The sequence below is a fragment of the Pseudomonas sp. GD04019 genome (assembly GCF_029837695.1).
Classification (GTDB): Bacteria; Pseudomonadota; Gammaproteobacteria; order Pseudomonadales; family Pseudomonadaceae; genus Aquipseudomonas.
Genome location: NZ_JAOEEA010000001.1, coordinates 276,996 through 288,567, shown reverse-complemented (window position 1 = coordinate 288,567; position 11,572 = coordinate 276,996). Strand labels below are relative to the sequence as shown.

The 11,572-nt window shown below is 64.5% G+C and carries 11 protein-coding genes; 7 read left to right on the top strand and 4 right to left on the bottom strand.

The features are described from left to right. Nucleotides 1–49: 49 nt before the first annotated feature. From N7607_RS01370 to map, 4 genes are all read right to left on the bottom strand, one after another. The gene (locus tag N7607_RS01370; RefSeq protein WP_279866752.1) at nucleotides 50–397 is read right to left on the bottom strand and encodes an ArsC family reductase; all 348 of its coding nucleotides are present in this window, start codon (nucleotides 395–397) and stop codon (nucleotides 50–52) included. Between the two features lie 196 nt (nucleotides 398–593). Next, on the bottom strand, nucleotides 594–1,787 hold the full coding sequence (gene dapC, locus N7607_RS01365) for a succinyldiaminopimelate transaminase (RefSeq protein WP_279866751.1): 1,194 nt from the start codon (nucleotides 1,785–1,787) through the stop codon (nucleotides 594–596). A 48-nt stretch (nucleotides 1,788–1,835) separates the two neighbouring features. Further along, nucleotides 1,836–4,538 (bottom strand): [protein-PII] uridylyltransferase, encoded by a 2,703-nt coding sequence (locus N7607_RS01360; RefSeq protein ID WP_279866750.1) that lies wholly within the window; start codon nucleotides 4,536–4,538, stop codon nucleotides 1,836–1,838. Nucleotides 4,539–4,569: 31 nt separating this feature from the next. Further along, nucleotides 4,570–5,370: a type I methionyl aminopeptidase gene (gene map / locus N7607_RS01355; protein ID WP_279866749.1), complete on the bottom strand. Its 801-nt coding sequence runs from the start codon at nucleotides 5,368–5,370 to the stop codon at nucleotides 4,570–4,572. A gap of 261 nt (nucleotides 5,371–5,631) precedes the next feature. On the opposite strand from map, the gene rpsB reads away from it, so the two are divergent. The 7 genes from rpsB to ispC all read left to right on the top strand — a co-directional run bounded on the left by rpsB (nucleotide 5,632) and on the right by ispC (nucleotide 11,565). Further along, nucleotides 5,632–6,372, top strand: coding sequence for a 30S ribosomal protein S2 (rpsB, locus tag N7607_RS01350; RefSeq protein ID WP_043306949.1), 741 nt, complete (start codon nucleotides 5,632–5,634; stop codon nucleotides 6,370–6,372). A gap of 123 nt (nucleotides 6,373–6,495) precedes the next feature. Beyond that, nucleotides 6,496–7,359 (top strand): translation elongation factor Ts, encoded by an 864-nt coding sequence (gene tsf / locus N7607_RS01345; RefSeq protein WP_279866748.1) that lies wholly within the window; start codon nucleotides 6,496–6,498, stop codon nucleotides 7,357–7,359. Between the two features lie 152 nt (nucleotides 7,360–7,511). After that, complete coding sequence (gene pyrH / locus N7607_RS01340) at nucleotides 7,512–8,255, top strand: UMP kinase (protein WP_192396766.1); 744 nt, start codon at nucleotides 7,512–7,514, stop codon at nucleotides 8,253–8,255. Next, nucleotides 8,252–8,809: a ribosome recycling factor gene (gene frr / locus N7607_RS01335; RefSeq protein ID WP_043306946.1), complete on the top strand. Its 558-nt coding sequence runs from the start codon at nucleotides 8,252–8,254 to the stop codon at nucleotides 8,807–8,809. The genes pyrH and frr overlap by 4 nt, the downstream gene beginning before the upstream one ends. A gap of 1 nt (nucleotide 8,810) precedes the next feature. Continuing rightward, entirely contained in the window at nucleotides 8,811–9,569 is a 759-nt protein-coding gene (uppS, locus tag N7607_RS01330) for a polyprenyl diphosphate synthase (protein ID WP_137974326.1), read from the top strand. Then, nucleotides 9,563–10,378, top strand: coding sequence for a phosphatidate cytidylyltransferase (locus tag N7607_RS01325; RefSeq protein ID WP_279866747.1), 816 nt, complete (start codon nucleotides 9,563–9,565; stop codon nucleotides 10,376–10,378). The genes uppS and N7607_RS01325 overlap by 7 nt, the downstream gene beginning before the upstream one ends. After that, a complete protein-coding gene (gene ispC, locus N7607_RS01320) occupies nucleotides 10,375–11,565 on the top strand; it encodes a 1-deoxy-D-xylulose-5-phosphate reductoisomerase (RefSeq protein ID WP_279866746.1) in 1,191 nt (396 codons plus the stop codon). The genes N7607_RS01325 and ispC overlap by 4 nt, the downstream gene beginning before the upstream one ends. Nucleotides 11,566–11,572: the final 7 nt, after the last annotated feature.

Sequence of the window (11,572 nt, the reverse complement as noted above, 5' to 3'; positions counted from 1 at the left end):
TGTGTTCCTCGTAACTCGAAATAGGGTGGAGATCAGGCGGCGCGCCCGTTCACTTGAGTGCTGCGGCGTAGATATCCGGCTTGAAACCGACCAGGGTCTTGTCGCCCAGGTCCAGTACCGGGCGCTTGATCATCGATGGCTGGGCCAGCATCAGTTCGATGGCCTTGTCCTGGTTCAGGTTGGCCTTCTGCGCCTCGTCCAGCTTGCGGAAGGTGGTGCCGGCACGGTTCAGCACGGTTTCCCAGCCATGTTCGGCGCACCATTTCTGCAGGTTGGCGCGGTCGATGGCGGCAGTCTTGTAGTCGTGGAAGGCATAGCTCACGCCCTGCTCGTCGAGCCAGGTGCGGGCCTTCTTCATGGTGTCACAGGCCTTGATGCCGTAGAGGGTGTAGGACATTGGAGTTCCTCGCGGGGCTGTCGGCCCACTGCGCTTGCATCGTGTAAATCGGGGTGGCGATTATGCCATGTCGGACGAGCGACAGCCCGGCATGCTGCCGGATGATCGTTTCACGATCCTTTCACTCGTGGCCGGGCAGGGTGAGCGTGACGCTCCTACTGCCCGGCCCTCGTGCCGGGCTTCTTTTTTCCGGCCATCAGCCCTGCACGAAGCGGCGAATGCGTTCGGCCGCTTCGATGCATTCGGCCAATGGCGCGACCAGGGCCAGGCGCACGCGGCCGGCGCCCGGGTTGTCGCCATTCACTTCGCGCGACAGGTACGAGCCGGGCACCACGGTGACGTGCTCCTGGGCGAACAGCTCGCGGGTGAAGGTGGTGTCGTCGCCTGGGGTCTTGGCCCACAGGTAGAAGCTGCCGTCCGGGCGCTGTACGTCCAGCACCGGCTGCAGGATCTCCAGCACCGCGTCGTACTTGGCGCGGTACTGGTCGCGGTTGGCGCGCACATGGGTCTCGTCCTGCCAGGCGGCGACGCTGGCCAGCTGGGTCTGAATCGGCATGGCACAGCCGTGGTAGGTGCGATACAGCAGGAAGGCCTTGAGGATATCGGCGTCGCCGGCGACGAAGCCGGAGCGCAGGCCCGGCAGGTTGGAGCGCTTGGACAGGCTGTGGAACACCACGCAGCGCTTGAAGTCGCTGCGGCCCAGCTCGGCGCAGGCGGTCAGCAGGCCGGGCGGCGGATTCTCTTCATCGAAGTACAGCTCGCTGTAGCACTCGTCGGCGGCGATCACGAAGTCGTGCTCGTCGGCCAGGGCGATCAGCTTCTTCAACTGCTCCATCGGCACCAGCGCGCCGGTGGGGTTGCCCGGCGAGCAGAGGAAGAGGATCTGGCAGCGCTGCCAGACCTCTACCGACACGGCGTCGAAGTCCGGGTTGAAGCCGTTATCTGCCAGGCAGGGCAGGTAATGCGGCTCGGCGCCGGCCAGCAGGGCCGCGCCTTCGTAGATCTGGTAGAACGGGTTGGGGCTGACCACCAGGCCACCGACATCGCGCTGCACCACGGTCTGGGTAAAGGCGAACAGCGCCTCGCGGGTACCGTTGACCGGCAGCACGTGGCGAGCGGCGTCCAGCCAGCCGGTCGGCACGCCGAAGCGGCGCTCGCACCAGGCGGCGATGGCCTCACGCAGGGCCGGGATGCCCAGGGTGGTCGGGTAGATGGCCAGCTGGTCGAGATTGTCCGCCAGGGCCTTGGCCACGAAGTCCGGCGACTTGTGCTTGGGCTCGCCGATGGACAGGGCGATCGGGCGCTTGTCTGCTGGCGGAGTGGCGCCGGCGAGCAGGGCGCGCAGCTTCTCGAAGGGGTAGGGCTGCAGCTGGGTCAGGGCGTGGTTCATGGCGTCTCTTTCTTGCGGGGCGGGCCACCGGCTGTGCCGTGGCCCGGTTCAGATACTGATCGAGCCGAGGTTGAGGGTCTCGCCGTTGGCCTGCGACAGCTGCTGGACGATGGCGTCCTGCAGGCGGGCGCACAGCTCCGGGTCGGACAGCGGCTGGTTGTGGGCGTCGGTGATGAAGAACACGTCCTCCACGCGTTCGCCGAGGGTGGCGATCTTGGCGTTCTGCAGCGACAGGTCGAAGTCGAGGAAGATCTTGCCGATCCGCGCCAGCAGGCCGGGGCGGTCCGGCGCGGTGATCTCCAGCACGGTGACCGGGCGCTGGGCGTCGTTGTGGATGGTGACCTGCGGCGCGAAGGCGAAGTGCTTGAGCTGGCGCGGCACACGGCGCTGGATGATGTTCGGGTAGTCGTCCGGGTTCTTCAATGCTTCCACCAGGCCGTCGCGGATCTCCTTGATGCGCGCCGGGTTGTCGCCGATACGGCCGCCGTCGGCGTCCAGGACGATGTAGGTGTCGAGGGTGAACTGGCTGGTGGAGGTAATGACGCGGGCGTCATGGATGTTCAGGTTGAGCTGGTCCATGGCGGCCACGGTCACGGCGAAGAAGTCGTGCTGGTCCGGCGCGTAGATAAAGATCTGGGTGGCGCCCTCGAACTCACGCTGGGCGGTTTCCTTGATCAGCACCAGAGGATCGTTGCCGGCCGGATGCTGGAGGATGGCCTCGGTGTGCCAGGCCACGTCGGCCGCGGCGTGGCGCAGGAAGTAGTCGTCGCCGAGCTGGCTCCACAGCTGCTCGGCGTCGTCCTGGTCGGTGCCGTTGCGCACCAGGATGTCGATGGCCGAGGTCTGGGTCTGGCGGATCTGTTCCTCGCGATCCAGCGGGTTCTCCAGGCCGCGGCGCAGTGCACGCTTGGTCTCGGTGTACAGCTGGCGCAGCAGGCTGGCGCGCCAGGAGTTCCACAGGCTGGGGTTGGTGGCGTTGATATCGGCCACGGTCAGCACGTAGAGGTAGTCCAGGCGGGTCTGGTCGCCGACCAGTTGGGCGAAGTCGAAGATCACCTGTGGGTCGGACAGGTCCTTGCGCTGGGCGGTGGTCGACATCACCAGGTGGTTCTGCACCAGCCAGACGATCAGGCGGCTATCCCACAGCGGCAGCTGGTGGCGCGCGCAGAAGGCCTCGGCATCCACCGCGCCGAGCTCGGAGTGGTCGCCGCCGCGACCCTTGCCGATGTCGTGGTAGAGGCCGGCCAGGTAGATCAGCTCGGGCTTGGGCAGCTTGTCGATGACCTTGCTGGCCAGCGGGAATTTCTCCGCCAGCTCAGGCCACTTCAGCTTGCGCAGGTGCTTGATCAGGTTGAGGGTGTGCGCGTCCACCGTGTAGATGTGGAACAGGTCGTGCTGCATCTGCCCGACGATGTGGCCGAACTCCGGCAGGTAGCGGCCGAGGATGCCGTAGCGGTTCATCCGCCGCAGGTTGCGGTGGATGCCCTGGGGCGACTTGAACAGCTCGATGAACAGGCTGGTGTTGCGGATGTCGCGGCGGAATTCGTCGTCGATCAGGCTGCGGCTGTCGCGCAGCAGGCGGATGGTGTCGGCGCGTACGCCCTTGATCTCGGGGTGCTGGGCCATCAGCACGAAGACCTCGAGGATGGCGAACGGGGTGCGTTTGAACACGCCGGGGCTGGTTACCTCGATATAGCCATCGCGCACCTGGAAGCGGCTGTTCAGCGGTTGCGCCGCACCGCGCTCACCCTCGCGCAGCAGCACGTCCTCGAAGTGCTGGTTGATCAGTTCGGACAGCTCGGCGACGCCCATCACCACCCGGTAGTACTTCTGCATGAAGCGCTCGACGGCCAGCTTGCCGTCGCCATCCTCGAAGCCGAGCAGGCCGGCGATCTTGCGCTGGTGGTCGAACAGCAGGCGGTCCTCGGCGCGGCCGGCCAGCATGTGCAGGGCGTAGCGCACCTTCCACAGGAATTCCTGGGCGGAGGCCAGCATGCTGTACTCGCTGTCGACCAGGAAGCCCTGCTGCACCAGGGAGTGCAGGTTGAGGCTGCCGAACTGGCGACGGGCGACCCAGAGGATGGTCTGGATATCGCGCAGGCCGCCGGGCGAGCCCTTCACGTTGGGCTCCAGGTTGTATTCGGTGTCGTTGTACTTGGCGTGGCGCGCCTTGGCTTCCTTGCGCTTGGCCAGGAAGAAGTGCTTGCTCGGCCACATCTGCGTGCTGCTGGTGACATCCTGCATGCGCTGGCGCAGGCGCTCGGGGCCGGCGATGGTGCGGCTTTCCATCAGGTTGGTGACTACCGTCAGGTCGGCGCGCGCCTCCTCGGCGCACTCGTCGACGCTGCGCACGCTCTGGCCGACTTCCAGGCCGATGTCCCAGAGCAGGGTGAGGAAGCCCTCGATCGGCGTGCGGAAGACCTCGTGGTCGGCGCTGTCGAGCAGGATCAGCAGGTCGATGTCGGAGTTGGGGTGCAACTCGCCGCGGCCGTAGCCGCCGACGGCCAGCAGGGCGATGTCGGCGTCCTCGCTCCAGGCGAAGCGCTTCCAGGCCTCCTGCAGGATCTGGTCGACGAACCAGGCGCGGTCCTCGACCAGGCGGCGAATGTCGCGGCCCTCGCGGAAGCGCCCGTCGAGCACCTCGCGCGCCTGCTTGATGGCCTTCTTGAAGGCGGCGATGGGACTGGACTTGAGCGCCAGCTCCGCCTGGAACTGGCCGCGATCAAACAACTCCGGGTCCATCTGCGGCATGCGTGCCTACCTTCTATCTATATGTATGGGCTCAGGCCGAGGTGCGCGGCAGGGTGTCGTCTTGGCGCAGGGTGAGGATCTCGTAGCCGTCGGCGGTGACCAGCACGGTATGTTCCCACTGGGCGGAGAGCTTGCGGTCCTTGGTGATGGCGGTCCAGCCATCGCCGAGCAGGCGGGTTTCCGGGCGGCCCTGGTTGATCATCGGCTCGATGGTGAAGGTCATGCCTTCCTTGAGCTCCATGCCGGTGCCGGCGCGGCCGTAGTGCAGGACCTGCGGCTCCTCGTGGAACACGGCGCCGATACCATGGCCGCAGTATTCGCGTACCACCGAGAAGCCCTGCTTCTCGGCGTGCTTCTGGATCACTTCGCCGATATCGCCCAGACGCGCGCCCGGCTTGACCAGCTGGATGCCCTTGTACATGCATTCCTGGGTGACCTGCGCCAGGCGCTGGGCCCACTCCGGCACCTTGCCAACCATGAACATCTTGCTGGTGTCGCCGTGGTAGCCGTCCTTGATCACGGTGACGTCGATGTTCAGCACATCGCCATCTTTAAGCGGCTTGTCGTTGGGAATGCCGTGGCAGACCACGTGGTTGATCGAGGTGCAGACCGACTTGGGGAAACCCGGGCGGCCCGGTGCGGCGCCGTAGTTGAGCGGGGCGGGAATGGCCTTCTGTACGTTGACGATATAGTCGTGGCAGATGCGGTCGATTTCCTCGGTGGTGACCCCGGGTTTGACGTGTTCGCCGATCATCTCCAGCACTTCGGCGGCCAGGCGGCCGGCCACGCGCATCTTTTCGATTTCGGCAGGAGTCTTGATGGTGACGGTCATGCGGTCTCTCTCGGCGCCGGCGGCGCTAGGCAAATCGGGGAAGACGGCGATTCTAGCAGAAAGCCGCCCGGCGGCGGCATGGCGCTAAAGTGGGGTTTGGCTAGCCTGTCCTGGCTTTGTGTGGTATAAAACGCGCCGCTTTACGGCCAGTAGGCTCGTGAAGCACTAACCCGCACACGTATCGACACGATTTCCTGGGTGCCCGCAAGGGTTGGAGATTGGGATGCGTGGAGGCCTAACCCGACTTATCAAGGAACTATCATGTCCCAAGTCAACATGCGCGATATGCTGAAGGCCGGTGTGCACTTCGGCCACCAGACCCGTTACTGGAACCCGAAAATGGGCAAGTTCATTTTCGGCGCGCGTAACAAGATCCACATCATCAACCTGGAAAAGACCCTTCCGATGTTCAACGACGCCCTGTCGTTCGTCGAGAAGCTGGCTTCCGGTAAGAACAAGATTCTGTTCGTCGGCACCAAGCGCTCCGCTGGCAAGATCGTCGCCGAAGAAGCCGCACGTTGCGGTTCCCCGTACGTCGATCACCGCTGGCTCGGCGGCATGCTGACCAACTTCAAGACCATCCGTGCTTCGATCAAGCGCCTGCGCGAACTGGAAACCCAGTCCCAGGACGGCACCTTCGCCAAGCTGACCAAGAAAGAAGCTCTGATGCGCTCCCGTGATCTGGAAAAACTGGATCGCAGCCTGGGCGGCATCAAGGACATGGGCGGTCTGCCGGACGCTCTGTTCGTGATCGACGTTGACCACGAGCGCATCGCTATCACCGAAGCCAACAAGCTGGGCATTCCGGTCATCGGCATCGTCGATACCAACAGCAGCCCGGAAGGCGTTGACTACATCATCCCGGGTAACGACGACGCCATCCGCGCCATCCAGCTGTACATGGGTGCCATGGCTGACGCCGTGATCCGTGGTCGTGGCAACTCCGCTGGCGGCACCGACGAGTTCGTCGAAGAAGCTGCCTCCGAGGCCAGCGAAGGCTGATAACGGGATAAAACATCCCGTTGTGCGAGAAGGGGGCTAGGCCCCCTTTTTGCCACTTACGAATTTTGTGCCCGGCGTGGCCGGGTTGAATGGTCGAAACACCACTTCAAGAGGATTAGGAACATGGCAGAAATCACTGCAGCCCTGGTTAAAGAACTGCGCGAGCGTACCGGCCAAGGCATGATGGAGTGCAAGAAGGCGCTGGTTGCCGCTGGTGGCGACATCGAGAAAGCCATCGACGACATGCGTGCTTCCGGTGCCATCAAGGCCGCCAAGAAAGCCGGCAACGTCGCCGCCGAAGGCGCCATCGCCGCTCGCGTCGAAGGTGGCCGTGGCCTGCTGATCGAAGTCAACTCGCAGACCGACTTCCTGGCCCTGCAGGACGACTTCAAGGCCTTCGTCAAAGAAAGCCTGGACGAAGCCTTCACCCAGAAACTGACCGACGCCGCTCCGCTGATCGCTTCCCGCGAATCCGCTCGTGAGGCTCTGGTTGCCAAGTGCGGCGAGAACGTCAACATCCGTCGTCTGGCTGCCGTTGAAGGCGACGTCGTAGGCTCCTACCTGCACGGCCACCGCATCGGTGTTCTGGTTGTCCTGAAAGGCGGCAACGAAGAGCTGGCCAAGCACGTTGCCATGCACGTCGCTGCCTCCAACCCTGCCGTTCTGAGCCCGTCGGACGTTTCCGAAGAGCTGATCGCCAAGGAAAAGGAAATCTTCCTGCAGCTGAACGCCGAGAAGATCGCCGGCAAGCCGGAGAACATCGTCGAGAACATGGTCAAAGGCCGTATCGCCAAGTTCCTGGCCGAAGCCAGCCTGGTCGAGCAAGCCTTCGTCATGGACCCGGAAGTCAAGGTTGGCGACCTGGTCAAGAAAGCCGGTGCCGAAATCGTTTCCTTCACCCGCTTCGAAGTGGGCGAGGGTATCGAGAAGGTCGAGGCTGACTTCGCTGCCGAAGTGGCCGCTCAGGTAGCCGCTGCCAAGCAGTAAGACGGTTCTACACTGTCGCATCGAAGAGGCTGCCCGCTCACGCGTGCAGCCTCTTTTGCAAAGCGCGGGAGCATCCCGCACGAATTCACCGGGCAGCAGTCTGACTGCCGGGTAAGATAAGTCGCCAAACAACGCCGCAGGAGAGATTCGCAATGGCTCAGCAGGTGAGTGGTCGTCAACCTCGCTATAAACGCATTCTGCTCAAACTAAGCGGCGAAGCCCTGATGGGTTCGGAAGAGTTCGGTATCGATCCCAAGGTGCTGGATCGCATGGCGCTGGAAGTCGGCCAGCTGGTCGGCATCGGCGTGCAGGTCGGTCTGGTGATCGGCGGCGGCAACCTGTTCCGCGGCGCGGCCCTCTCCGCTGCCGGCATGGATCGGGTTACCGGCGATCACATGGGCATGCTGGCCACCGTGATGAATGCCCTGGCCATGCGCGACGCCCTGGAGCGTTCGAACATCCCGGCACTGGTGATGTCTGCCATCTCCATGGTCGGTGTGACCGATCACTACGATCGCCGCAAGGCCATGCGCCACCTGGGCACCGGTGAAGTGGTGATCTTCGCCGCCGGCACCGGCAACCCGTTCTTCACCACCGACTCGGCGGCCTGCCTGCGCGCCATCGAGATCGATGCCGACCTGGTGCTGAAAGCCACCAAGGTCGATGGCGTGTACACTGCCGATCCTTTCAAGGACCCCAACGCGGAGAAGTTCGAGCGCCTGACCTATGACGAGGTGCTTGACCGCAAGCTCGGCGTGATGGACCTGACGGCCATCTGCCTGGTGCGCGATCACAAGATGCCGCTGCGGGTCTTCAATATGAACAAGCCTGGCGCCCTGCTGAATATCGTGGTGGGCGGCGCCGAAGGAACCCTGATCGAGGAGGATGCACAATGATCAACGAGATCAAGAAAGACGCCCAAGAGCGCATGGTCAAATCCCTGGAGTCCCTGGGGCGCAATCTGGCCTCCATTCGTACCGGTCGTGCGCATCCGAGCATTCTGGATAGCGTCAAGGTCCCGGCCTACGGTAGCGACATGCCGCTGAACCAGGTTGCCGCGATCACCGTGGAAGATGCCCGCACCCTGAAGATCGTCGCCCATGACAAGACCCTCAGCGCGGCGATCGAGAAGGCCATTATGACTTCCGACCTCGGCCTGAACCCGAGCAGCGCCGGTGCCACCATTCGTGTGCCGATGCCCGCCCTGACCGAAGAGACCCGCAAGGGCTACACCAAGCAGGCGCGTGGCGTTGCCGAAGATGCCAAGGTGGCCGTGCGCAACGTGCGTCGCGATGCCCTGGCCGAGCTGAAGAAGCTGTCCAAGGACAAGGAAATCAGCGAGGACGAAGAGCGCCGCGCCGCCGACGAAGTGCAGAAGCTCACCGACAAGTTCGTTGCAGAAGTCGACAAGGCCCTGGAAGCCAAAGAAGCCGACCTGATGGCGGTGTGATGTGAGCAAGGCCAAGCAGGAAGCGCCGCCGGCGATACCGCGCCATGTCGCCATCATCATGGATGGCAACAACCGCTGGGCGAAGAAGCGCCTGTTGCCCGGCGTGGCCGGGCACAAGGCGGGTGTCGATGCGGTGCGTGCGGTCATCGAGGTATGTGCCGAAGCCGGCGTCGAGGTGCTGACCCTGTTCGCCTTCTCCAGCGAGAACTGGCAGCGTCCGGCCGAGGAGGTCGGTGCGCTGATGGAGCTGTTCCTCGGGGCCCTGCGTCGCGAGGCGCGCAAGCTCAAGGACAACGCCATCAGCCTGCGCATCATCGGTGATCGCTCGCGCTTCCACCCGGAGCTGCAGGCCGCCATGCGCGATGCCGAGCTGCAGACCGCCGGCGAGAACCGTTTCGTCCTGCAGATTGCCGCCAACTATGGCGGCCAGTGGGATATCGCCCAGGCTGCCCAGCGTCTGGCGCGGGAAGTCCAGGCCGGTCATCTGCAGAGCGAAGACATTACGCCCGAGTTGCTACAGAGTTGTCTGGCTACCGGTGATCTGCCACTGCCTGACCTGTGCATCCGCACCGGCGGCGAGCATCGCATCAGCAACTTCCTGCTCTGGCAGTTGGCCTATTCCGAGCTGTACTTCTCCGACCTGTTCTGGCCGGATTTCAAGCACGAGGCCATGCGCAAGGCGCTGGCCGATTTCGCTACCCGCCAGCGTCGCTTCGGCAAGACCAGCGAGCAGGTGGAAGCCGAGGCTCGCCAATGCTGAAGCAGCGCATCATCACTGCCCTGATCCTGTTGCCCATCGCCCTGGGCGGTTTCTTCCTGCTCGATGGCTGGGCGTTCGCCCTGTTCATCGGCGCCGTCGTCACCCTGGGTGCCTGGGAGTGGGCGCGCCTGGCGGGGCTGCCAGCCCAGCCGCAGCGTGTGGCCTATGCGCTGGTGGTGGCGGTGTTGCTCTACGGTGCGTACCTGGTTCCGGCTCTGGCGCCCTGGTTGCTGGGTGCTGCGGTGCTCTGGTGGCTGGTGGCGACCCTGCTGGTGCTGAACTATCCGGATAGCAGCCGCTGCTGGGGCGGCCTGCCAGGCAAGCTGCTGATCGGGCTGCTGATCTTGCTGCCGGCCTGGCAGGGGCTGGTGCAGCTCAAGCAGTGGCCGCAGGCCAATGGCCTGATCATCGCGGTGATGGTGCTGGTCTGGGGTGCCGATATCGGCGCCTATTTCGCCGGCAAGGCGTTCGGCAAGCGCAAGCTGGCGCCGCGGGTCAGTCCAGGCAAGAGCTGGGAAGGTTTCTTTGGTGGCCTAGCCGCCAGTCTGCTGATCACCCTGGCGGTTGGTCTGCAGCAGGGCTGGCAGACCTCCGGACTGCTGCTGGCGCTGGCCGGTGCCATGCTGGTGGTGGCGGCGTCGGTGATCGGTGATCTGACCGAGAGCATGTTCAAGCGCCAGTCCGGGATCAAGGACAGCAGTAACCTGCTGCCCGGTCATGGTGGCGTGCTGGATCGTATCGACAGCCTGACCGCCGCCATTCCGCTGTTCGCCGTGCTGCTCTGGCTGGCAGGCTGGGGCGCGCAGTGAGTCAGCCGCAACGCATAGTTGTACTGGGAGCGACCGGCTCTATCGGCCTCAGCACCCTGGATGTGATCGCGCGCCACCCGCAGCGCTATCAGGCTTTCGCCCTCAGTGGTTTCTCTCGTCTGGCCGAGCTCGAACAGCTGTGCCTCAGGCATCGTCCGCAGTTTGCCGTGACCGCCGATGAAGGTAGCGCGCGTGCGCTGCAGAGCGCGCTGCAGGCTGCCGGCCTGTCGACACGGGTGCTGGCGGGGGAGGGTGGTCTGTGTGAAGTGGCTGCCCATCCGGAAGTGGATGCGGTGATGGCCGCCATCGTCGGCGCCGCTGGTCTCAAGCCGACCCTGGCGGCCGTGCGCGCCGGCAAGAAGGTGCTGCTGGCCAACAAGGAGGCGCTGGTGATGTCCGGCGACCTCTTCATGCGGGCAGTGCGCGAGCATGGCGCCACGCTGCTGCCGATTGATAGCGAACACAATGCGATCTTCCAGTGCCTGCCCGGCGATTACGCGCGTGGCCTAGGTGCGGTCGGTGTGCGCCGCATCCTGCTGACCGCTTCCGGGGGGCCGTTCCGCGAAACACCGCTGAGCGAGCTGGAGCACGTCTCGCCGGAACAGGCCTGTGCTCATCCGAACTGGTCCATGGGGCGCAAGATCTCCGTGGATTCGGCGAGCATGATGAACAAGGGGTTGGAGCTGATCGAGGCCTGCTGGCTGTTCGATGCGCGTCCCGAGCAGGTCGAGGTGGTGATCCACCCGCAGAGCGTGATCCATTCCTTGGTCGACTACGTGGATGGCTCGGTGCTGGCCCAGCTGGGTAACCCGGATATGCGCACGCCCATCGCCAATGCCTTGGCCTGGCCAGAGCGGATCGACTCGGGGGTGGCGCCACTGGACCTATTCGCCGTTGCCCGCCTGGATTTCCAGCATCCCGACGAGCAGCGTTTCCCCTGCCTGCGCCTGGCGCGCCAGGCTGCAGAGGCCGGCGGCAGCGCGCCGGCGATGCTCAATGCGGCCAACGAGGTAGCAGTGGCGGCGTTTCTCGAACGGCGCATCCGCTTCCCGGAGATCGCGCGTATCATCGAGGACACCCTGAATCGCCAGGCATCGACCGTGGTCGCCGACCTGGATGCGGTGCTGGCGGCGGATGCCCAGGCCAGAGCCCTGGCAGTTGACTGGTTGAATCGCCACGGGCGCTGACCCGGAG

Excerpts from the sequence above, each read along its gene's own strand:
- N7607_RS01370 (WP_279866752.1), bottom strand. The coding sequence starts at position 397 with ATGTCCTACACCCTCTACGGCATCAAGGCCTGTGACACCATGAAGAAG.
- dapC (WP_279866751.1), bottom strand. The coding sequence starts at position 1,787 with ATGAACCACGCCCTGACCCAGCTGCAGCCCTACCCCTTCGAGAAGCTG.
- N7607_RS01360 (WP_279866750.1), bottom strand. The coding sequence starts at position 4,538 with ATGCCGCAGATGGACCCGGAGTTGTTTGATCGCGGCCAGTTCCAGGCG.
- map (WP_279866749.1), bottom strand. The coding sequence starts at position 5,370 with ATGACCGTCACCATCAAGACTCCTGCCGAAATCGAAAAGATGCGCGTG.
- rpsB (WP_043306949.1), top strand. The coding sequence starts at position 5,632 with ATGTCCCAAGTCAACATGCGCGATATGCTGAAGGCCGGTGTGCACTTC.
- tsf (WP_279866748.1), top strand. The coding sequence starts at position 6,496 with ATGGCAGAAATCACTGCAGCCCTGGTTAAAGAACTGCGCGAGCGTACC.
- pyrH (WP_192396766.1), top strand. The coding sequence starts at position 7,512 with ATGGCTCAGCAGGTGAGTGGTCGTCAACCTCGCTATAAACGCATTCTG.
- frr (WP_043306946.1), top strand. The coding sequence starts at position 8,252 with ATGATCAACGAGATCAAGAAAGACGCCCAAGAGCGCATGGTCAAATCC.
- N7607_RS01325 (WP_279866747.1), top strand. The coding sequence starts at position 9,563 with ATGCTGAAGCAGCGCATCATCACTGCCCTGATCCTGTTGCCCATCGCC.